The organism is Micromonospora sp. DH14, from assembly GCF_029809455.1.
Classification (GTDB): Bacteria; Actinomycetota; Actinomycetes; order Mycobacteriales; family Micromonosporaceae; genus Micromonospora; species Micromonospora parva.
In genome coordinates this window covers 48,887-70,262 of record NZ_JARVKT010000022.1, presented here as the reverse complement: position 1 = coordinate 70,262, position 21,376 = coordinate 48,887, and the positions used below count along the sequence as shown (strand labels likewise).

The following is a 21,376-nucleotide window of genomic DNA, read 5'->3' as shown; positions in this document are numbered from 1 at the left end:
CTGGCAGGTCAGCTGCGCAGCTGCCACTGCTGGTTGGTGCCGCCGTTGCAGGACCACAGGATCAACTTCGTGCCGTTCGCCGTCCCGGCGCCGTTGGCGTCCAGGCAGAGACCCGACTGCACGCCGGTGATCGTGCCGTTGGCGTTGACGTTCCACTGCTGGTTGGGCTGGCCGTTGCAGTCCCAGATCACCACTGTGGTGCCGTTGCTGGTGCCCTGGCCGGAGGCGTCCAGGCACTTGGTGCCGTACACCATGAGCTGCCGGCTGGCCGTGTGGGTCCACCGCTGGTTGGTGGCCCCGCTGATGCAGTCCCAGAGCTGGGCCTGCGTGCCGTTCGTGGTGCTCGACCCGCCGATCTCCGCGCACCGGCCCGACTGGACGCCCACGATCTGCACGTTCTGCGGGTTGGTGCTGCCGCCGCTCTGCACGCCGGCCGCGTTGATCACCGTCTGCGCGCCGGACGGCCAGTTGCCTCCGGAGACCGTGACGTTGCCGTTGACCACGTTGCCGCGGTCGCCGTTGGTCACGTTCGTGCTGTTGTTCGTCGACCAGTTGTTGGTGACGGTGAAGTTGCCCATGTTCTCCGCGTACCAGTAGTTGGCGGTGGCCCAGGTACCGGTGGAGGAGAACACGTTGTTACGGGCGGTGTAGTAGCGGGAACCCTCGTCGAAGTAGAGCCCGAACCAGCCGTTGGTCCGCAGGCAGTAGTTCTCGTTGATGGTCCCGCCCGGGTTCGCCGACAGCGTGTAGATGCACCCGCCGTCGGTCATCTGCTGCATCACGTCGTGCACGTAGTTGCCGATCACCTGGTTGTTGGCCGCGGTGGTCGCCGTCGTGTAGCGGGGCTGGTAGTTGTACAGCCCTCGGTTCGCGTAGTGCTGGCTGCCGCCGGCGTCGTTGGCGCCCCAGCCGTAGCCGACCGACAGACCGGTGTACGGCATGTTGTAGACCTCGTTGTGCGACACCAGCGCCGTGTTCACATAGGTGGTCAGGATCGACACCACACCCCGGTACTCCAGGCCGAGGTCGTGCACCCGGTTGTTGCTGATGGTGATGTTGCGGTTGACCATCCGCTGGTCGCTCGGGTGGTGGGCGTCGGCCCGCACACCGCCGACCACGATGCCACCGGCGGAGTTGCGGGCGATCTCGGAGCGGGTGACGGTGATGTTGCTGGCCCCCAGACCGACCCCGCTGGCGTGGGCGTTGGCGTCGTTGCCGATGCCGATCGCCGTCTGCCCGAGGTTGACGAACTGGGAGTCGCTGAAGGTGATGGTGTTGGCGGCGGACACCTGCACGGCGGCGGGCATCTGGTTCCAGTTCGGTCGGGTGGCCTCGAACTGGGGGCAGCCGGCCTGGCAGGAGGTCAACGCGTCGGACGGGCGGGACCAGGTGCCGGTGATGTGGGCGCCGGTCTGCTGGTCGGCGAAGCCGTTGCTGCTGCTGGGGCCGAGCCAGCTGGTGCCCGTGAAGGTGATGCCGCTGAACGAGATGTGGTGTGCCGGCGCGTCGTAGCTGCCCCCGACGTTGACCAGCGACTGCAACTGCGGCAGCTCGACGCTGACCGAACTCATGTTCTGCCCGGCGAGCGGGATGTAGTTGAGCTGGCCGTTGCCCGGGTTGAGATACCACTCCCCCGCCGAGTCCAGGAACTCGTACGCGTTGGTCAGGTAGAACGGACCGGCGCGGTGTGGGCTGGAGAGGGTGTCGAACCCGAAGGTGTTGTTGTTCCACGCGGGCTGCTGCATCGTCAGGAAGTTCCCGCTGATGCTCTGCACCGGCGAGTACCGGTCGGTGAACGAACCGACGCTCTCCACCTCGACGCGGTTCTGGTTGCCCAGGTTGTTGAGGTAGCTGAGCGCGCTGTTGGTGAACCGCATTCCGGACGTGGTGAAGGTGAAGTCGGAGCGGTTCACCGCGGTACGCGCCCGCGTGGCGACAGCCCCGTTCACGTAGAGCTGGCGGGAGTCGAGCCCGGCGGGAACGCTGGCCCGCCAGATGTTCTTCCCGGAGTCGACGAGCGACCAACCGGTGACCGCCCGCGCGCCGGTGATCGTCGGACGCGCGCCGGTGGCCGCCCGCCAGATCACCTGGTAGCCGTTGTTGCCCGAGTCGGCGGCGGTGAACCGCAGCGGCGACGAGAGCCGGTACGTGCCGTTGGCCAGCTCCACCACGATGTCACCGGACATCGCGCTGTTGATCGCCCGGACCGCGGTCTGGGCGCCGGTCAGCGAACACGGCTGGCTGGCGGAACAGGTGGTGCCGGCGCCGGAGGGCGACGCGTAGAGGGTGGTGGTGGCCGCGGCGGCCGGGGACGCGGCGACGGTCACGGCGACCACTGCGGTCACCGCCGTCGCGGCCGCGCCGGCCAGCAGCCGGCGCAGTGGAGGAGAAGAGGACATGGGACGGTGCTCCTGACGTGCGGAGGGCATGGGGACGGAACGCCTCGACGGGCGGGAGGCGTGGCTGGTAGGAGCAGGCGGCGGCTACCCGAGGATCTCCCGGAGATAGCGCAGGCCGTCCGTGGCGAGGCGATCTTGCGAGGGGGCCAACGGCCGCCAGATCGCCGCGGCGGTGGCGATGGTCTCGTTCTCCGCCGTGAACGACTCGATGCAGACAGCGCCCTGGTAACCGGTGTCCCGCAGGACGGTGAAGAAGCGGGGCCAGTCGAAGTGGTCAGCACCGGGCGCGCCCCGGTTGGTGCCGCTGACCTGGACGTGCTTGATGTGCCGGCCGGCGACGGCGAGGGCCGCGTAGGGGTCGGCCTCCTCGATGTTCATGTGGTACGTGTCGATCATGATGCCGACGTTGGGCGGTAACCCGTCGATCATCTCGACGGTCTGTTCGACAGTGTTGACGACGCTCGTCTCGTAGCGGTTCAACGCTTCGACGCCGATGCTCACGCCCAACTCGCCGGCCCGCTCGGCCACCGGCGCCAGGTTGCGCCGGAAATCCGCGTAGCAGGCCGCGCGGGCCGCTGGCGACATCCGCCAGGTGCGGCCGACCGAGGCGTACGCGGGGCCGCCGACGCATCCAGCGCCGACGGCCGCCGCGCTCGCCACGCAGCCCATGAGGTACGCCACCGTCGACTCGACCACCGCTGGCGCGGCGTCGACCAGTTCCCGCCCCGGCGGGGTGACCGCGCAGACACCGGCGGCCACGAGGCCGTGCGCCGCCAACAGGTCCCGCGTACGGATCGGGTCCCAGTCGCCGGGCTGCTCGAGCGGCAACTCGACGGCGTCGAAGCCGAACTCGGCGATCCGCGGAATCAGCTCGGCCAGGGCCTTGTCGTCGACCGGCGAGGCCCAGACCCAGGGGTTGACGCCGATGGCGTACATCGGGCCCTACTTCCAGCGCTGCGGGTAGCCGGGCAGGTCGGTGCAGCCGCACATCGCGTAGTGCAGGGGCGGCATGCTCGGATCGAGGTACTGGTCCAGGTTGTCCTGGGTGACGGTCGGCTGCGGCAGCTTCCACGGGTTGGAGACCTGCTCGCCGTCCAGGATCCGCAGTGCCGCGATGATCGGCGTACGCCACTGGTAGGTCGGGTAGGTCGGTGCGATCGCGGTGAGGTTCTTGTCCTTCCAGATCTTCAGGAAGTCGAGCTGGTCCTCGCCGTTCATCGGCGGAACGGGCTTGCCCGCGTCCTGGAACGCCTCGACCGCCGCGACGGCCGTCGCTCCGGCGTCCATCCAGACCCCGTCGATCGTGCCGTACCGCTGGATGTAGTCGTCGACGATCTTCTTGGTCTTGGCCGGGTCACCGTCGGTGAACTCGACGCCCACGACGTCGACCTTCGCCTTGTCGAACGCCACCTTCGCCGCCGACCAGCGGGTTTCCAGGACGTCCACGCCGGGCAGGATCCGCAGGGCGAGGACCTTGCCGCCGGGCTTCATCTTCTGGCTGACGAACTCGGCGCCGACGTGGCCGAACCCGTAACCGCCGATGGGGTTGATGAACGTCACCGGGCACTTCGTGTTGACCCCACGGTCGAAGACGACGACCGGCAGCCCCGCCTTGCAGGCCGCCTCGACGGCCGGGGTGAGCGTGGCGGTGGTGTTCGGCGAGACGATGAGCGCGTCGCAGCCCTTGCCGAGCAGGTCGTTGATGTCCGCGATCTGCTTCTGGTCCTTGCCCTCGGCGTCGACGTGCACGAACTCCTTGATGCGGCTCTTCTGCGCCTCGACCTCGGCCTGCATCGTCTTGAACCCGACCTGCCGCCACGGATTGTTCAGGGCCGCGTTCGAGAAACAGATCTTGTGCGGGCCGTTCTTCTTGAACTTGGCCGTGTCGACCATCGTCGGGTTGAGCACCTGCTCCCACGGCTTGTCGGCCGGGCCCGTCGGTGCCGCGTCGAGCAGCGCCAACTCGGCGTCGTAGTCGGCCTGCACGAAGAACTTCGACTGGTCGCCGGTGCCGGAACCAGTGGCGGCGGACGCGCTTCCCGACGGGCTCGCGGCCGGCTCGTCGGTGGCACATGCGGCAAGAGACAGCAGCGTGACAGCGGCCAGTGCCGCCATGGAACGTCGCACTATGGTTTCCCCTTATCTGGACGAAGAACGCGTTGCCGAGACCGCCACGGCGAGCAGGATGATCGCGCCCTGGACGGTCGACCTGAGGGCGCCGGAGACGCCGTAGAAATTCATGAGAGCGAACAGCAGTTCGAGGGTCAGCGCGCCGAGCATCGCCCCGACGACAGCGCCGCGACCCCCGCCGAGCGCCACCCCACCGAGAACGACCGCGGTGATCGCACCGAACTCCAGGCCGTTGCCGGCCTGGAACGACACGCCGCTGTAGCCACCCAGGAGGATCGCCGCCACCGCCGCGGCCAGACCGCTGAGGATGAAGGCGAAGGTCCGGGTACGCCACACCCGTACCCCGCTCAGCTCGGCGGTGCGCGGATTGTCGCCGACGGCGACCAGCGTCCGACCGAAGTCCGACCGCATCAGCAGCACCGCCGCCACCGCCAGGACCACCAGGACCACCAGCGCGTACGGCACCCGGCCCAGCACCGGAACGTCCTCGAAGGCCCGCCGGCCGAACCGCCGGAACTCCTCGGAGAGCCCACCCTTCGGAGCGCCGTCGGACCACAGGTAGACAGCGCCCACGAGGATCAGGAACATGCCGAGGGTGGTGATGAACGACGGCACCCGCAGCCGGGTCGTGACCAGGCCGTTGACCAGCCCGACAAGTGCTCCGAAGGCGAGCAGGAGCAGCACCACCGGCCAGGTACGCGCCGGGTCGCTGTCGATCAGTCGGGCGGCGACCACCACCTGCGCGGTGACCAGGGACCCGACCGAGAGATCGAACTCACCGGAGACGATCACGAAGTACTGACCGGCGGCGAGCAGGATGATCGGCGCCGACCGACCCAGGAACGACATCAGCGACGGCGGGGCCAGGAAGTCGGGCTGCCGGATGCCGACCAGCACCACCAACACCGCGAGAATCGCGAGGATCGGCAGGACACCACCGGGACGTACCCGCGGCAGCCGCAGCGGCAGGGAACGGGGTTGGACGGTCTGCATGACTAGGCCGCCTTTCGCATGGCCCTGCGGGCGTAGACGGCGACCGCGGCGATGATGATGACGCCCCGGATCACCTGCTTGAAGAAGGCGTCGACCTCAAGCTGGTTGAAGATGGCGTCGATGCTGGCCAGCAGCAGCACCCCGCCGACAGTGCCGACGACGCCGCCGCGCCCACCGGCGAGAGCGGTCCCGCCGATCACCACCGCGGCGATCGACTCCAGGTCGTAGAGACCCTCGGTGCCGACCCGGGGGGCACCCGAGCCGAGCCGACTGGCCAGATAGATGCCGGCGAGCCCCGCGCACATCGAACACAGGACGTGGGCGGTGACGAGGACCCGGTCGTTGCGGACACCGGAGAGCCGGGCCACCTCCGGATCCCCGCCGACAGCGACCAGGTGGTGGCCGAAGCGGGTCCGCGACAGCGCGAACCAGGCCGCCGCGGTGACGGCTACCAACAGCAGGAACGACACCGGGACCGGCCCGACGCGCTGGTAGCCGAGCGCCTGCACGAGTGCGGGTGCTGTCGTACCGGCCGGACCGTCGTAGCCGTTGTCCAGGTAGCCCTTGAGCAGCAACCCGACCCCGAGCGTCGCGATGAACGCGTTGACCCGGAACCTGGTGACGAGGATCCCGTTGAGCAGCCCGACGCCGGCGCTGACGACGAGCACCAGGCCGATCGCCGGCAGCACCGCACCATCGCTGCCGTTCATCGTCTCGGCCGCGACGAGGGTGCTGAGGCTGATCACGAACGCCACCGAGAGGTCGAGCGAACCCCCCAGGATGACCAGGGTCTGCCCCACCGCGACCAGTCCCAGGCCGGCGGCGACATGCAGCAGGCTCACCGTCGTGGACTGGTTGAAGAGCTGACCGCCGTCGAGCAGGACGACCAGCCAGCCGATCGCCAGGGTCAGGGTCAGGGCCACGAAGACACCCGGTACGGGACGCCGGGCCGGCAGCAGCGACAAAGCGCTCACTGGGCCACCTCTGTTCGCGACTGCGGGGCTCGCAAACCCGGCTCACTCCTCGCGCTCACTGGACCACCTCTGTTCGCGACTGCGGGGCTCGCAAACCCGGCTCACTCCTCGCGCTCACTGGACCACCTCTGTTCGCGACTGCGGGGCTCGCAAACCCGGCTCACTCCTCGCGCTCACTGGACCACCTCCCGGGTGGTGGTGGTGCCGACCGCCAGGGCGACGACCTCCTCCTCGGTCGCGCCGGCGGGCAGCTCGCCCGCGACGTGGCCGTCCCGCATGACGACGATCCGGTCACTCATTCCCAGCAGCTCCGGTAGATCGGACGAGATCATCAGCACCGCCGCGCCATCGCGGGCGAGGCGGCGGACGAGATCGTGGATGGCTGACTTCGCGCCCACGTCGATGCCCCGGGTCGGCTCGTCGAAGAGCAGGATCCGCGGGTTGAGCGCGAGCCACCGGGCCAGCACGACCTTCTGCTGGTTGCCCCCGGACAGGAAGCGGATCTCCTGGTCGTCGCCGGCGCCGCGCACCTCGACGGCGGCCAGCAGCTCGCGTACCCGCAGCGTCCGTGCCGCCCGGCCGGAGCGGGCGGCGAAGACGGCCCGGCTGGCGAGCAGCGCGTTGTCGAGCACCGACTGCCGGGGAACGATCCCCTCGCCCTTGCGGTCCTCGGTGACGTAGGCGATGCCGGCCCGCATCGCGGTGCGGGGTGAGCGCAGCCGGACCGGCCGGTCGTCGAGCGTGACGTCGCCGGTCGTGAACGGCGACACCCCGAAGATCGCGCGGGCCAGGGCGGACCGCCCGGAGCCCTGCAGGCCGCCGATGCCGAGCACCTCACCGGCGCGCAGCTGAAGGTTGACGTCGCGCAGCTTCCGGTTTCCCGCGTCGCGAAGGTTGAGCCGCACCGGGCCCCGGTCCTCGGGGGCGGCCCGGTCCGGGTAGTAGCTGGACAGTTCCCGGCCGACCATGTGCCGCACCAGCTCGTCGGCAGTGGTGTCGGCGGTGGCCACCGTCGTGACCCGGCGGCCGTCCTTGAGAACGGTGATCCGACCGGACAGGTCGAAGACCTCGGCGAGCCGGTGCGAGACGTACAGCAGGCCGATGCCCCGCTCCTGGAGTCGGCGCACCAGCCCGTAGAGCAGCTCGACCTCGTGGTCGGCCAGCGCCGCGGTGGGCTCGTCCATGATCAGCAGCTGCGCGTCCAGGGCCAGCGCCTTGGCGATCTCGACGACCTGCTGCTGGGCGACACCGAGCTGCCCCACCCGGGCGTCGGCCGGCAACGTGGTCTCGCCGATCGAGGCGAGCAGCTGCCGGGTGCGCTCCAGCATGCCCCGGCGGTCGACCAACCCGCGGCGGATCGGCTCGTGCCCCAGGTAGACGTTCTCGGCGACGGTGCGCTCCGGTAGGAGGTTGAACTCCTGGTGGATGATGCCGACGCCGGCCCGCTGCGCGTCGCGCGGGCCGCGGAAGCTACGGGTGGCACCGGCGAACTCGACGGTGCCCTCGTCCGGGCTGTAGCCGCCGGAGACGATCTTCATGAGAGTTGACTTCCCGGCGCCGTTCTCACCGACGACGGCGTGGACCTCGCCCGGGGCGACGTCGAGGTCGATGCCGTCGAGAACACGTACGCCGAGGAAGGACTTGCCGATGCCCCGAAGGGTGAGAAGTGGCGTCGGCGGCGGATCTGACATCCCGAAAGCCCTCACAGACAGTAGTCATCAACAAGGTTCGATGGAACTCTACGGCGGCTTCGATGCCCTGGGCATCGAACTTTCGTAGCCATCGACGGATGCTTACGTTCTTATGGTGCGAACATTCCCTTGACATCGAGGAAACATCACACGTATGAAGATAGATGTTTGGATTGGGGTCCGCAATCCTCGACCGGGGCTGATTGCCAGGGCCGCAACTTGAGCGGCAGCGACGCCGCAGCGAGGGAGTCGATCACGGCCGTCGTCACCCGGGCGCGACGTCGGACGCCTGCTTCCTTGATTGACAGTCATCTATTTGTAGCTCATCCTGACCCCGTGGATCACCGGACGAAGCCCTCAGCCACCATCACGCTGGGTGACGTCCCACGGGTCTGACTGCCGTCTTCGGCGAGCGGCACGAGGACCGACCACCACCCTCGTGCCGTCGCACGCGTCCAGGCACAACCTGACGTGCTGCGGGGCCCGTGGTCGCTACCGGAGTTGCCCGTCCAACCTAGGAGACGCCATGCGTCGCAACACACTGCTCATATCAGTGATCGCCGGTTTGTTACTGGCGCTCGGACTCGCCCCACCCGCGTCGGCGGCCCCGGCCTTCCGGGCCCTGCTGTTCACCAAGACCACCGGCTACCGGCACGACTCGATCCCCGCCGGGATCAGCATGATCCAACAGCAGGCCGCCGCGAACAACTTCGAGGTGGTGGCGACCGAGGACTCCAGCGTCTTCACCGCCAGCAACCTGGCGACCTTCGACGTGATCGTCATGCTCCAGACCTCCGGCATGGTCTGGACCTCGGCGGCGCAGCGCCAGGCGGTGGAGGGCTACCTCGCCAGCGGCAAGGGCATCGTCGCCATCCACAACGCCACCGACATGGGCATCGAGGGCGAATACCCGTGGTGGGACCAGACCATCAACGGTGGCGCCCACATGCCCGAGCACTCCCCCGGCGTGCTCCAGGGCACCGCCATCGTCGCCGACAAGAAGCACCCGTCGACGGCCAGCCTGCCGGATCGGTGGACCCGCAGCGAGGAGTGGTACAACTTCGACGCCAACCCGCGCGGCAACGTGCACGTGCTGGTGACCGCCGACGAGCGCACCTACAACCCGGGATCCCGGGCGATGGGCCCGGACCACCCGATCTCCTGGTGCCGCAACACCAGTGGAGGGCGGGTGTGGGCCACCGCGATGGGCCACGCGATCGGCTCCTACAGCGAGGCGAACTTCCAGAACCACGTCCTCGGTGGCATCCGGTGGGCGGCCGGTAACGCCGCCGGAGACTGCGGCGGCACCGTCTGGGGCAACTTCGAGAGGCGCACCCTCGACGACAACACCGTCGACCCGATGGCGCTGGGTGTGGCACCGGACGGCCGGGTCTTCTACGTCCAGCGCGGCGGCCAGGTGAAGATCTTCAAGCCCTCCACCAACAGCACCGTCACCGCCGGCACGCTCAGCGTCTACACCGGCGGCGAGGACGGCCTGACCGGCATGGCGCTGGACCCCAACTTCGCCACCAACGGCTACATCTACCTGTACCACTCACCGGCCAGCAGCAGCACCGACGTCAACCGGGTCTCCCGCTACACGGTCAGCGGTGACACGCTGAACACGTCCAGCGGCGTGACGATCATCGACATCCCGGCGTACCGGGACCGGACGTTCCCGGAGCCCGGCCACACCGGCGGCTACATCAAGTTCGGTCCCGACGGCAACCTCTTCATCGGCACCGGCGACGACACGCCGCCGAACCTGGACCCGAACTGGCAGGGCTACGCCCCGCTGGACTGGCGGTCGGGCAAGTCCAACCTGGATGCCGCCCGCAGCGCCGGCAACACCAACGACCTGCGCGGCAAGCTGCTGCGCATCCGGCCCTCGGCCAACGGTGGCTACACCATCCCGTCGGGCAACCTCTACCCCCAGGGCACCGCGCAGACCAAGCCCGAGGTCTACGCGATGGGCTTCCGTAACCCGTTCCGCTTCTCCATCGACCCGGCCAACGGCTGGGTCTACCTGGCCGACTACGGCCCGGACCGGAACCCGCCCACCACCAACCGTGGGCCGGAGGGCCTGGTCGAGCTCAACGTGATCAAGCAGGCCGGCAACTACGGCTGGCCGTTCTGCCACGGCAACAACCAGCCGTACGCCCCGTTCAACCCGGACACCGGCGTCGTCGGCGCGAAGTTCAACTGCTCCGCGCCGGTCAACAACTCGCCGAACAACACCGGTCTGACCAGCCTGAAGCCGGTCGTCATGCCAAACATCTGGTATGGCTACCCCGCCTCGACGACCTTCCCCGAGCTCGGCTCCGGCGGCTCCGCTCCGATGGGTGGGCCGATCTACCGGTACGACGCGGCGAACCCCTCCGAGACGAAGTTCCCGCCCTACTACGACGGCGTGCACTTCTTCTACGAGTGGGCGCGCAACTACGTCAAGGAGGTGCACTTCGACTCCTCCTCGGCGGTGACCCGCACCAACCCGTTCCTGCCCAACGTTCGGTTCAACAAGCCGATGGACATGGAGTTCGGCAAGGACGGCTCGCTCTACATGCTGGAGTGGGGCACCAACTTCGGCGGCGGCAACAGCGACTCCGGGCTCTACCGGATCGACTACAACCAGGGCGGCCGGTCACCGATCGCCAAGGCCACCGGCACGCCCACCAGCGGCAGCGCACCGCTGACCGTCCAGTTCAGCAGCGCTGGCACGTCCGACCCGGACGGCAACACGCTGACCTACCTGTGGACGTTCGGCGACGGCACCACCTCGACGGCGGCCAACCCGTCGAAGGTGTACACCTCCAACGGCAACTACACCGCCCAGTTGAAGGTCACCGACAGCACCGGCAAGACCGGCTTCGCCAACGTCCCGATCACCGTCGGCAACAGCGCCCCGGTGGTCACCATCACCACACCTGGCAACGGCGGCATGCTGACCTTCGGTGACAAGGTGTCGTACCAGATCACCGTGACCGATCCGGACGGCGGAACAGTCGACTGCTCGAAGGTGTTCCTCAACCCGGCGCTGGGCCACGACGACCACGCCCACGAGACCACCGAGTACCCGGGCTGCTCGGGCACCATCTCCACCGACCTGCTCGGCGGGCACCCCGATGGCGCCAACCTGTTCTACGTGCTGAACGCCAGGTACACCGACAACGGCGGCTCGGGCGGCGGGTCTCCGCTCACCGGCACCGCACAGGCGATCCTGCAGCCGAAGCACAAGCAGTCCGAGTACTTCAGCAGCCAGTCCGGCATCCGGGTGGTCGACCAGGCGGCCGCGGAGAGCACCAAGCGCATCGGTGACATCTCCAGCAACGACTGGATCGCGTTCAACCCGATGAACCTGTCGGGGATCTCGACGGTCAGCTACCGGCTGTCGTCGCCCTCCGGTGGCGGTTCGATCGAGCTGCGGGCCGACTCGCCGACCGGCACCCTGTTGGCCACCACCACGGTGCCGAGCACGGGTGGCTGGGACAACTACCAGTCCACGACACCGGTGAGCGTCGCCGCCCTCGGCGGGACGCACACGCTCTACATGGTGTTCAAGAACGCCAACAACTCGTTCGATCTGGACTCGCACACCTTCGGCGGCAACGGCGTCGGGACACCCGGCACCGGCACCGGCACCGGCCTGGCCGGTAAGACCTACACGGTCACCGCACAGCACAGCAACAAGCTGTTGGACGTCAGCGGTGTCTCCACCGCCGACGGCGCCCAGATCACCCAGTGGGCGTCCACCGGTGGCAACAACCAGAGGTGGCAGGCGGTCGACGCCGGTAACGGCGCGCTCTACCTCAAGGCGGTGCACAGCGGCAAGTGCGTCGAGGCGATCGGTAGTTCGACCGCGGCGGGCGCCTTCCTCCAGCAGGCCACCTGCAGCAACGGCAACCAGCAGAAGTTCACCGCCACCGCGACGGGAACCTCCGGCGTGTACACGGTGAAGAGTGCGCTGAGCGGGCTCTGCATGGACGTCAACGGCGCTTCCACGGCCGACGGCGCCCGGGTGTTGCAGTGGAACTGCACCAACGCGACGAACCAGCAGTGGCGGTTCACCGCCGTGTGATCCCGCCGCTCTCGCGGTAACAGCTGACGTCCCGGTCGGGACCGGTCTCCGAGGAACGGAACCGGTCCCGGCCGGGACGTCGTCGTCACCGTCGCACCCACTGGTGCGCGGCAGAGGCGAACGCAGCCGTCAGTCGGACGGGGCCGGGGAGTGCCGACCGGGCGGCGCGGCGAGCAGTCCGGCCGCCGCCAGGTCGTCCCACAACTCCTCGGGCACGACGACCCCGGACCGTCGCACCGTCTCCGCCACCTGCGCCTCGTTGCGGACGCCGACCACCGTCGACACCACCGCCGGATGCCGGCGGACGAAGGCCAGTGCCGCCTGCGGCAGGGTCACCCCGTGCGTCTCGCAGACCGTGGCGATCCGCCGCGCCCGCTCGATCACCGCCGCCGGCGCCTGCTCGTAGTTGTAGACGGCGTCGGCCGGCGGCCGGTCCCGCGACAGCAGCCCCGAGTTGTAGACGCCCGCGATGACCACGCCCACCCCCCGGTTCTCGGCGGCCGGCAACAGGTCACCGGCGGCGCCCTGTTCGAGCAGCGTGTACCGCCCGGCGCACATCATCACGTCGACGTCGGTCTCCCGCACGAACCGCGCCAGCATCGCCGACTGGTTCATGCCCGCGCCGATGGCACCCACGACGCCCTGGTCCCGCAGGTCGACCAGGGCGGGTACGGCCTCGTGTGCGGCCTGTTCCCAGTGCTCGTCCGGGTCGTGCAGGTAGACGATGTCGATCCGGTCCAGCCCGGTCCGGTCCAGACTGGCCTCGATGGAGCGCAGGACGCCGTCGCGGCTGAAGTCCCACACCCGCCGATGGGTCGCCGGCACGTCGAACCCGTCGGAGTCCCGCAGGTGCGCGTCCCCCGGGGATGGCACCAGGAGCCGCCCGACCTTCGTCGACACCACGTACTCGTCGCGCTGCCGTTGGCGCAGCGCGGCGCCGAGGCGGCGTTCGGACAGCCCGATACCGTAGTGCGGCGCGGTGTCGAAGTACCGGACGCCCGCCTCCCACGCGGCGTCGACCGCCGAGGCGAACTCCTCGTCCGTCGTCGCCCGGTAGAGGTTGCCCCCCTGGGCCGCGCCGAAGCCCAACTCGGTGAGACGTGTCCCCGGCCGGCGCGGCAGCGCACGCGTCATCATGACGTCTCCAGCCCGTAGGCGCGGCGTGCCGTCGCGCCCCAGACCGACGCCCGGTCGGCCCCGTCCTGGCCGTCCAGCAGCTCCGCCACGGTGTCCACCCACCGCTGGTACGAGCTGGCGAGCAGGCAGACCGGCCAGTCCGAGCCGAACATCAGTCGGTCCGGCCCGAACGCGTCCAGCGCGTCCTCGACGGCGGGTCGCAGGTCCCCCGGCGTCCAGGCCGAACCCGGCACCTCCGTCACCAGCCCGGAGAGCTTCGCCGTGGTGTTCGGCGAGGCCGCCAACGACCGCAGGTCCCGGCTCCACTGCGCCATCTCCGGGCGGCCGAGCGCGGGCTTGCCCAGGTGGTCGAGGACGAAACTCACCTCGGGCAGGTCGCGCGTGAGGCGTACGGCCATGGGGAGTTGGTGCTGGCGTACCAACAGGTCGAAGACGAGGCCGGCGGCCCCCACCGCGGCGATCCCCCGGCGGACGTCCGGGCGGTCCAGGTACGCCGGGTCGGTCTCGGACTGCACGAGGTGGCGGATGCCGACGAGACACTCCCCGCCCCGAGCGGACCGTAGCCGGTCGAGGCGCTCGGCGACGTCGTCGGCGGTCAGGTCCACCCAGCCGACGACCCCACGGATCACTGTGTCCTCGGCCGCGATGCCCAGCAGGTCCACCGTCTCCGCGACCGAGGCGATGGACTGCACCACCACGGTCGCGGTGACCCCGGCCGCCCGTGCCAGCGGCGCGAGATCGGCGGGTTCGAAGTCGGCGTCGATGGCCGCCATGGTCATCGGGTCGATCCACGACTGCGGGTGCCGGGCCCGGACCCAGAGGTGGTGGTGTGCGTCGACGATCCCGGCGAGGCCGGGCTCCGGTGCGCCCGTCATCGGCCCAACCAGCCGCCGTCGACGGGCAGCACCACGCCGTTGACGTAGTCCGACGCGGACGACGCCAAAAACACCGTGGCACCGCCGAGATCGTCGGCCCGGCCCCACCGCCCGGCCGGGATGCGGCCGAGGATAGCCTGGTTGCGATCGGGGTCGTCGCGCAGCGCCTGCGTGTTGTCGGTGGCGATGTAGCCGGGCGCGATGGCGTTGACGTTCACCCCGTGGGCCGCCCACTCGTTCGCCAGCGCCTTGGTGAGGCCGGCCACGCCGGACTTCGACGCGGCGTAACCGGGGACGGTGATGCCGCCCTGGAAACTCAACAGCGACGCGGTGAAAACGATCTTCCCTCGGCCGCGCTCGACCATCGTCCGGCCGATCTCCCGGCTGAGGATGAACTGGCTGCTGAGGTTCACCTCGATCACCTGGTCCCACATCTCGTCCGGGTGCTCCGCGGCCGGGGCCCGGGCGATCGTGCCGCCGTTGTTCACCAGGATGTCGACCGGTCCGAGCGCGATGATGTCGCGGGCCAGCCGGTGCACGGCCGCCCGGTCGCCGAGGTCCGCCCGCAACGCGGTGAACCGGCGGCCGGCGGCGCGCACCCGGCGCTCGACCTCGCTGCCGTCGGCTTCGAGCTGCGCGGAGACGCCCACGATGTCGGCACCGGCCACTGCCAGCGCCTCGGCCATGGCGAGACCGATACCGCGCCGCGCCCCGGTCACCACGGCGGTCCGTCCGGACAGGTCGAACAGGGCCGTCACTGGTTGCCCTCCCGCACGTCGAGCAGCACCTTCATCACGCCGCCACCCTCCAGCGCCGCGAAGGCCCCGTTGGCCGACTCGACCGGCTCGATCCGGGAGATGAGCCGCTGGGCCGGGATCGCACCCGCGGCGACCAGCCGGATCGCCTCCACCATGTCGTCGCGCTGATACAGCCGGGCGCCGAGGAGCTCCAGCTCACGCCAGAAGAACCGGTGCAGGTTGACCTCCCGGGGCTGGGGGTGGATCGCCACCATGACCAGCCGCCCACGGGTGGTGAGGACGTCGACCGCCGTGGTGACACCGGCGGCGGAGCCGGACACCTCGAAGGCGATGTCGGCGCCCGCGCCGTCGGTACGGTCGTTGACCAGCGCCACGACGTCGGTCGACAGCGGGTCGACGGCCTCGACCCCGATCCCTTCGGCGACCTCGCGGCGGAACGGGTCCGGCTCGACGAGGAGGACCCGCGCGCCACGGCTGCGCGCGACGGTGGCGATGAGGACGCCGACCGGCCCACCACCGACGACGACCACCTGGTCGTCGGCGGTCACGTTCCCCCGGCGTACGTCGTGCACGGCGACCGCCACCGGCTCGACGAGCGCCGCGTGGTCGAGGGGCAACTCCTGCGGAAGTGGCAGGACCAGCTCCACCGGCACCGTCCAGGACGATTGCATGGCACCCGGTGAGTCGATGCCGAGGAAGTTCATGGCGTGGCAGACGTGGGAGTTGCCCCGCTGGCAGGCGGCGCAGTGTCCACAGGGTCGGGTCGGCATCACGGTGACCGGCTGACCGACATCCCAGCCGGTCACGCCCTCACCGAGGGCCGCGATGCGGCCGGACATCTCGTGCCCGATGACGGCGGAGTCACCAACCCGGGCGTCCATGTCGCCGTGGTAGATGTGCAGGTCCGTACCGCAGATCCCGGTGTACGCCACCTCGATCCGTACCTGACCCCGGCCCGGTGGCTCCGGGTCGCGGTGCTCGATTCCGAGGTTTCGCGCTCCCCGGTAGACGACTGCCTTCATCGTTCCTCCGTCTCGACGGTCGGTACGTCGGTCGTGCCGACCGCGCATGGTCGTGGGTGCACCGCCGTCGCGATGCACCCACGTCTCCCTGTTCTGTCGGTCAGCTCAGTGCCGTGCGGTCGGTGACACGTCATTGTGGGGGTGCAGCGACGTGACCGGAACCTGACGGGTGGGGATCACCCCGTCGACATCGGCCAGCAGTCGCCGACCGGCCCGCTCCGGCCGGACGTTGGGGCTGTCGGCCGTCTGCGCCTGCGGGCGGCGGTTGGCCGCCCGGATCCGGTCCTCGTCCACCCGGACCCCCAGCCCCGGTGTGTCACCGAGGATGAAGGCGCCGTCCTCGATGTGCAGGTCGATGGAGACACCGACCGGCGGGTGCAGGTCCTGCAACTCGCTCGTCAGGTGATTCGGCACCGAGGTCGCGGCGTGCAGCAGCCCGATCGGGCTGTTGCCGATCGGGCTGACCGGCAGGTCGTGGGCGTGGGCCAGGGCGGACGCCCGCAGGAAGTGGGTGACCCCCCAGACGGCCGCCATCTGGACGATGTCGACAGCGCCGGCCGCGATCAGCGGACGGAACTGTTCGAGCCCGGTGAGGTTCTCACCGGTGGCTACCGACGCGGACACGCCCCGGCTCACCGCGGCGAGACCCTCGGCGTCCCAGCGCCGGACCGGCTCCTCGATCCAGATGAGGTCCAGGGTACGTTCCAGTTCGCACACGTGCCGGACAGCCTGCTTGCGCGTCCACGCCTCGTTGACGTCGAGCATGAGGCCCGGCCGCTGCCCGTTCCCAGCCTCGGTCAGGACCTCCTTGACCAGCCCGAGGCGGCGCCTGTCGTGCTCGATGTCGAGCCCGCCCTTGAGCTTGGCCGCCCGGAGGCCGTGGCTCGCGTAGACCTCGTACTCCGCGACGAGTTCGTCGTCGGTGAGCCCGATGTCCAGACCGGACGCGTAGGCGGTGACCCGCCGGTCATTTCCGCCCAGCAGCCGCCACAGCGGTTCGCCGGCGGCCTGCGCCTTGATGTCCCAGAGCGCGGTGTCCAACGCGCCGATGGTGCCGAACACCGGCCCCGCGTGGCCCGCCTTGAAGGTGTGCCGCAACATGCGGTCGTACAGGGACGTCACGGCACGGGGGTCTTCGCCCTCGACGGCTGCGAAGATCCGCTCTATCTCGACGTGCGGCCCGAGGCCGATCCCCGAGATTCCCTCGTCGGTGTCGACGATGACGATCGAGACGGGGACCACCCCGTCGGCGAACACCCCGTTGGCGTCGCCGACGGGTCGCCCCCACTCCTGGACCGTCGTGAGCGTCCGATATCCCGTGATCCGCATGTCAACCCTTCGTGGAACCGGCGGCGACGCCGTCGGCAATTTGGCGCTGGAGGAACAGGTAGACCATCAGGACGGGTATCGCGGCGATCAGCACACCCGAGGCGAAGGTGGGGATGTTGTCGGAGTACTGCCCGCGCAACGAGGTCACCCCGATCATGAGCGTCCGGTGGTCGGCCGAGGGCATCATCACCAGCGCCATGAGGACGTCGTTCCAGCAGAACAGGGCGTTGAGGATGCCGACCGACAGCAGCGCCGGGGTGCCCAGGGGCAGCATGATCCGGCGGTACACGCCGTACACGGTGCTGCCGTCGATCCGCGCGGCGTCCACGATCTCCGGCGGGATGCCCTTGTAGTAGCTCGTCATGAGGAAGACCGTGAAGGGCAGGAACTGGGCCACGTAGACCAGGATCAGGCCCGGGTAGGTGTCGATGAGCGCGGTGTCGGCCATGATCCGGGCGAGCGGCACCATGATCACCTGGAACGGGATGAAGAGCCCGGCGAGGCAACCCAGGAACAACGCCGACGAGCCGCGGAACCGCAGCTGGCTCAGTGCGAAGCCGGCCATCGACCCGAACAGCAGCAGCAGGAGCACCGACACCGTCACCACGAAGAGCGAGTTGACGAAGTAGCGGCCCATGCCGACGCTGCTCCACGCCGTGCTGATGTTCTCCCAGCGCAGCGCGTCGGTCAGCGAGAACCGGTCGAGGATGTAGTCGCGCCGCGTCTTCATCGCGACGTTGGCGGTGAAGAGCAGGGGGTAGATCGTCGCCAGGGCGAGCAGCGACATGGGGATGGCGACCAACCACCGTCCCAGGCGGAGGCGAGACATCAGTCCTCCTTTCCAGATCGTTCGAGCAGCTTGATCTGCAACAGCCCCACGACGAGCATGATCATGAAGAGGATCGTCGAGGCCGCCGACGCGAGAGCCGGGCGGTTCATCTGACCCTGCTGCTTCCAGATGTAGAACTCCGGCAGGTACGTCGACCCCTCCGGCCCACCGCTTGTCATCACGAAGAGCAGCCCGAACATCGAGGTCAGCATCCCGATCATCGTGGTCACGAAGACGAACTGGATGGTGCGCGACAGGGCCGGGATGATCACATGCCAGACGACCTGGCGCAGCGACGCCCCGTCCACCCGGGCGGCGTCCAGGAGCGCGGCGTCCAGGGTGGCGAAGCCGGCGAGGAACACCACCAGGGCCATGCCGAAGGTGGCCCAGATGTGCACGCCCGCCACCATGAACATCGCGATGTCCGGGTCCCCGAGCCAGTCCACCGGACCGACACCGACCGACCCGAGCACGGCGTTGAGCGGGCCGTCGAAGGCGAGCAGCAGGTTGAAGATCGCACCGACGATGACCGGCGAGAGGACCGCCGGGAAGAAGTAGACGCTGCGGTAGAAGCGGTGGCCGGGCACCCGCAGGTAGATGAACGTCGCGAGCAGACCGGGGATCGCCACCGCCACCGGCAGCAGCAGCACCAGCAGCCCGACGTTGCTCAGCGCGGTGCGGAACAGCGGGTCCGCGAACAGCTCGCGGTAGTTGCCGAATCCGACCGCCGTGCCGTTCTGCGCGCCGTCACCGGTGAAGGAGAAGTTGACGCCGAGGATCAGCGGGTAGAGCCGCAGCAACACGATGATCAGGACAGCCGGGGCGACCAGGATGTAGGGGGCGTAACGCTCGGCCCCCAGGCCGCCACGGGCGCGACGCGGTCGTGCGCCGCTGCGATGGGCGGCGGGGGTGACTGCCGCCCCGCCGGCCCGTCCGGCCGAAGCCGGACGGACCGATGGTTGCGTGTTTCCCATTGGCACGAGGTCAGCCCGCCTGGTCAGAAGCGGCCAACTGCTTCACCACCTCGTCGACGGTGATCGAACCGCTGAGGAGCTGCTGGGAGAGGCGCCCCATCAGGTCGATCGTCTTCGAGGAGAGCGCCACGTGCAGAGCGGGCTTGCCGCTCTTGAGCTCACCGACGATCGTGGAGACCGCCGGGCCGCCCGCCGACACGTCGATGGTGGTGTCGGCGGCGACCGCGCCGGCGTCAGCGTAGAAGGCCTTCAGCGCCTCGGCCGAGCTCAGCGAGCGCGCCAGGTCGGCGGCCATCTTCGGGTCCTTCGTCCACTTGGCGACCGCGTAGCCGATGCCGCCGTCGTAGGGAAGGCTCGGGGTGGTGCCGGCGGTGACGACCGGGGCCTTCATGACGCCGAGCTTCTCCGGGGTGAGGAACTCGTTGAAGTCCTGCCAGTGACCCACGTCCGACATCAGGCCCATGACGTGGGCGGCCTTACCGGACTGGAAGAGCGCGAAGGAGTCGTTGAACATGGCGGTCGAGTTGGCCCCGTCGCTGTTCATCTTCTTGTCGCCGGTCTCCTTCCAGAGCTGGAAGAGCCGCTTGACGTTGGCCGAGTTCCAGTCGCGCTTGCCGGCGATCCAGGCGTCGTACTCGGCGGCGGTGAGGGTGGTCGAGCCCATGCTGGAGATCCAGAACTGGATGCCGACGCCCTCCTTGTTGCCGAGGGCGAAGCACTTGGAGCCGGCCTTGGCGATGGCGGCGCAGTCGGCGACGAACTTGTCCCAGGTGGTGGCCGGGCTCGCCGGGTCGAGGTTGGCCTTCTGGTAGATCGCCTTGTTGTAGTAGATCGGGTAACCCTGCAGCGTCACCGGGGCGGCGTAGATCTTGCCGTCCTTGGTGAACGCCTCCCAGCCGGCCAGCCGCTGCTTGTCCTCGGCCACGTACTCGTCGAGGGGCACCAGCGCGTCCACCCGGTCGCGGATCTGGCCGCCACCGTTGAACAGCATGACGTCCGGGCCCTTGCCGGACTGGATCGCCGCACCGAGCAGGGTGTAGTACTGATCGAAGGGCTGGGCGACGAACTCGACCTCGACGTCGGCGTGCTTCTTCTTGAAGTCGGCCTTGGCCTTGTCCAGATAGGATTTGGCGAACGGCTCGCCGGACTTCCAGTCCCACACCACCAACTTGCCGTCCGAGCTGGTTGACTTGCCCGAATCGCTAGCACTTCCACAACCGGCCAGGGCCAGGCCCACAACGAGGACGGCCGACCACATTGCGCGCTGTCTCATCAGTTGTCACCTCTATATGGGGGGTGGCCGGCGGGTGCCCCGCGAGCCAATGTTGACGGGAACGTAACTCGTATGACGTGTGACGTCAACATTCGGCCGTACACTGATCCGGACGTCGTGCCACGGCGAGACATTCGGAGGGGGACATGACGCCACCGCGGGAGACAGCCCTGAACAGCCCGGCGACCCCGGCGTGGGTGCGTCGGCCGACCAACCTCGCCAGGGCGGTCACCGCCGAACTGGTGGAGCGCATCGTCCGCGGCGTACACCCGTCCGGGACGTCCCTACCTCCCGAGCCGATCCTCTGCGAGACCTTCGGCGTGAGCCGGACCGTCGTCCGGGAAGCAGTGAAGATCCTGCAGGAGAAGGGGCTGGTGCAGGTCCGCCAGGGCGCCGGCACCATGGTCACCCCACCGGCACACTGGGACATGCTCGACGAGCTCGTCCTCGCCGCGACCATCGCCGTGGACGACAGCTTCGCCATCCTCGACGACCTGGTCGTCACCCGGCGGGTGCTGGAGTCCGACATGGCAAACGTCGCCGCCCGCCTCGCCGACACCGAGACCATCGAGCGACTGCGGGCCATGGTCGACCGGATGGACGAACTCGTCGACGACCACGTCACCTACCACGACCACGACCGGGCCTTCCACGACACGATCATGCAGGCGTCGGGGAACCGCATCGCTCGTGGCGTCGTCCGTGCGCTGGAGAGCCAGGTGATCAACACCGCCCGGTACATGGGCCGGACGGAACGCGCCCTGTGCGTGGCGTCCAACCAGGGCCACCGACGCATCTACGAGCGCATCGCCGCCCACGACGCCAACGGCGCCGCCGAGGCGATGTTCACCCACATCACCGAGGCCTGGCTGGTCCGCCGCAACGGCTCGGGGAGCCCGGCCCGCCTCGAACGCTGA

At 69.2% G+C, this 21,376-nt stretch carries 16 protein-coding genes; 2 read left to right on the top strand and 14 right to left on the bottom strand.

The genetic code is table 11. The annotated features are described in order from the left end of the window. Positions 1 to 8 precede the first annotated feature (8 nt). From QCZ28_RS24475 to QCZ28_RS24450, 6 genes are all read right to left on the bottom strand, one after another. Entirely contained in the window at positions 9 to 2,399 is a 2,391-nt protein-coding gene (locus tag QCZ28_RS24475) for a ricin-type beta-trefoil lectin domain protein (RefSeq protein ID WP_279518851.1), read from the bottom strand. A gap of 84 nt (positions 2,400 to 2,483) precedes the next feature. Further along, positions 2,484 to 3,335, bottom strand: a complete 852-nt coding sequence (locus QCZ28_RS24470) for a sugar phosphate isomerase/epimerase (protein WP_279518850.1) — start codon at positions 3,333 to 3,335, stop codon at positions 2,484 to 2,486. 6 nt (positions 3,336 to 3,341) lie between these two features. Continuing rightward, positions 3,342 to 4,526, bottom strand: coding sequence for an ABC transporter substrate-binding protein (locus QCZ28_RS24465; RefSeq protein WP_279518849.1), 1,185 nt, complete (start codon positions 4,524 to 4,526; stop codon positions 3,342 to 3,344). Positions 4,527 to 4,538: 12 nt separating this feature from the next. Then, positions 4,539 to 5,522 (bottom strand): ABC transporter permease, encoded by a 984-nt coding sequence (locus tag QCZ28_RS24460; protein WP_279518848.1) that lies wholly within the window; start codon positions 5,520 to 5,522, stop codon positions 4,539 to 4,541. Positions 5,523 to 5,524: 2 nt separating this feature from the next. Beyond that, positions 5,525 to 6,496 (bottom strand): ABC transporter permease, encoded by a 972-nt coding sequence (locus tag QCZ28_RS24455; RefSeq protein WP_279518847.1) that lies wholly within the window; start codon positions 6,494 to 6,496, stop codon positions 5,525 to 5,527. A gap of 173 nt (positions 6,497 to 6,669) precedes the next feature. Continuing rightward, positions 6,670 to 8,187, bottom strand: a complete 1,518-nt coding sequence (locus QCZ28_RS24450; protein ID WP_279518846.1) for a sugar ABC transporter ATP-binding protein — start codon at positions 8,185 to 8,187, stop codon at positions 6,670 to 6,672. A gap of 526 nt (positions 8,188 to 8,713) precedes the next feature. On the opposite strand from QCZ28_RS24450, the gene QCZ28_RS24445 reads away from it, so the two are divergent. Further along, positions 8,714 to 12,262 carry a ThuA domain-containing protein gene (locus QCZ28_RS24445; RefSeq protein ID WP_279518845.1) on the top strand — a complete coding sequence of 1,183 codons (3,549 nt, stop codon included), beginning with the start codon at positions 8,714 to 8,716 and terminating at the stop codon, positions 12,260 to 12,262. 129 nt (positions 12,263 to 12,391) lie between these two features. Here the strand turns inward: QCZ28_RS24445 and QCZ28_RS24440 are convergent, their stop codons facing one another. From QCZ28_RS24440 to QCZ28_RS24405, 8 genes are all read right to left on the bottom strand, one after another. Continuing rightward, positions 12,392 to 13,399, bottom strand: coding sequence for an aldo/keto reductase (locus QCZ28_RS24440; protein WP_279518844.1), 1,008 nt, complete (start codon positions 13,397 to 13,399; stop codon positions 12,392 to 12,394). Next, positions 13,396 to 14,274 (bottom strand): amidohydrolase family protein, encoded by an 879-nt coding sequence (locus tag QCZ28_RS24435; RefSeq protein WP_279518843.1) that lies wholly within the window; start codon positions 14,272 to 14,274, stop codon positions 13,396 to 13,398. Before QCZ28_RS24435 ends, QCZ28_RS24440 begins: the two co-directional genes overlap by 4 nt. Beyond that, positions 14,271 to 15,032 (bottom strand): 2-dehydro-3-deoxy-D-gluconate 5-dehydrogenase KduD, encoded by a 762-nt coding sequence (kduD, locus tag QCZ28_RS24430; RefSeq protein ID WP_279518842.1) that lies wholly within the window; start codon positions 15,030 to 15,032, stop codon positions 14,271 to 14,273. Before kduD ends, QCZ28_RS24435 begins: the two co-directional genes overlap by 4 nt. Further along, positions 15,029 to 16,054, bottom strand: a complete 1,026-nt coding sequence (locus QCZ28_RS24425) for an alcohol dehydrogenase catalytic domain-containing protein (RefSeq protein ID WP_279518841.1) — start codon at positions 16,052 to 16,054, stop codon at positions 15,029 to 15,031. Before QCZ28_RS24425 ends, kduD begins: the two co-directional genes overlap by 4 nt. A gap of 105 nt (positions 16,055 to 16,159) precedes the next feature. Then, entirely contained in the window at positions 16,160 to 17,383 is a 1,224-nt protein-coding gene (locus tag QCZ28_RS24420) for a mandelate racemase/muconate lactonizing enzyme family protein (RefSeq protein ID WP_279518840.1), read from the bottom strand. 1 nt (position 17,384) lies between these two features. Next, positions 17,385 to 18,212 (bottom strand): carbohydrate ABC transporter permease, encoded by an 828-nt coding sequence (locus QCZ28_RS24415; RefSeq protein ID WP_279518839.1) that lies wholly within the window; start codon positions 18,210 to 18,212, stop codon positions 17,385 to 17,387. Next, entirely contained in the window at positions 18,212 to 19,186 is a 975-nt protein-coding gene (locus QCZ28_RS24410; RefSeq protein WP_279518838.1) for a sugar ABC transporter permease, read from the bottom strand. The genes QCZ28_RS24415 and QCZ28_RS24410 overlap by 1 nt, the downstream gene beginning before the upstream one ends. A gap of 10 nt (positions 19,187 to 19,196) precedes the next feature. Beyond that, positions 19,197 to 20,459, bottom strand: coding sequence for an extracellular solute-binding protein (locus QCZ28_RS24405; RefSeq protein WP_279518837.1), 1,263 nt, complete (start codon positions 20,457 to 20,459; stop codon positions 19,197 to 19,199). A gap of 146 nt (positions 20,460 to 20,605) precedes the next feature. Between QCZ28_RS24405 and QCZ28_RS24400 the strand changes: the two genes are divergently transcribed. Beyond that, positions 20,606 to 21,376, top strand: a complete 771-nt coding sequence (locus QCZ28_RS24400; protein WP_030333841.1) for a FadR/GntR family transcriptional regulator — start codon at positions 20,606 to 20,608, stop codon at positions 21,374 to 21,376.

What these genes read in the sequence shown, in the direction of transcription:
- QCZ28_RS24445 (WP_279518845.1), top strand. Translation starts at nt 8,714, where the DNA reads ATGCGTCGCAACACACTGCTCATATCAGTGATCGCCGGTTTGTTACTG.
- QCZ28_RS24440 (WP_279518844.1), bottom strand. Translation starts at nt 13,399, where the DNA reads ATGATGACGCGTGCGCTGCCGCGCCGGCCGGGGACACGTCTCACCGAG.
- QCZ28_RS24405 (WP_279518837.1), bottom strand. Translation starts at nt 20,459, where the DNA reads ATGAGACAGCGCGCAATGTGGTCGGCCGTCCTCGTTGTGGGCCTGGCC.
- QCZ28_RS24460 (WP_279518848.1), bottom strand. Translation starts at nt 5,522, where the DNA reads ATGCAGACCGTCCAACCCCGTTCCCTGCCGCTGCGGCTGCCGCGGGTA.
- QCZ28_RS24415 (WP_279518839.1), bottom strand. Translation starts at nt 18,212, where the DNA reads ATGTCTCGCCTCCGCCTGGGACGGTGGTTGGTCGCCATCCCCATGTCG.
- QCZ28_RS24410 (WP_279518838.1), bottom strand. Translation starts at nt 19,186, where the DNA reads ATGGGAAACACGCAACCATCGGTCCGTCCGGCTTCGGCCGGACGGGCC.
- QCZ28_RS24425 (WP_279518841.1), bottom strand. Translation starts at nt 16,054, where the DNA reads ATGAAGGCAGTCGTCTACCGGGGAGCGCGAAACCTCGGAATCGAGCAC.
- QCZ28_RS24400 (WP_030333841.1), top strand. Translation starts at nt 20,606, where the DNA reads ATGACGCCACCGCGGGAGACAGCCCTGAACAGCCCGGCGACCCCGGCG.
- QCZ28_RS24435 (WP_279518843.1), bottom strand. Translation starts at nt 14,274, where the DNA reads ATGACGGGCGCACCGGAGCCCGGCCTCGCCGGGATCGTCGACGCACAC.
- QCZ28_RS24475 (WP_279518851.1), bottom strand. Translation starts at nt 2,399, where the DNA reads ATGTCCTCTTCTCCTCCACTGCGCCGGCTGCTGGCCGGCGCGGCCGCG.
- QCZ28_RS24420 (WP_279518840.1), bottom strand. Translation starts at nt 17,383, where the DNA reads ATGCGGATCACGGGATATCGGACGCTCACGACGGTCCAGGAGTGGGGG.
- QCZ28_RS24470 (WP_279518850.1), bottom strand. Translation starts at nt 3,335, where the DNA reads ATGTACGCCATCGGCGTCAACCCCTGGGTCTGGGCCTCGCCGGTCGAC.
- QCZ28_RS24450 (WP_279518846.1), bottom strand. Translation starts at nt 8,187, where the DNA reads ATGTCAGATCCGCCGCCGACGCCACTTCTCACCCTTCGGGGCATCGGC.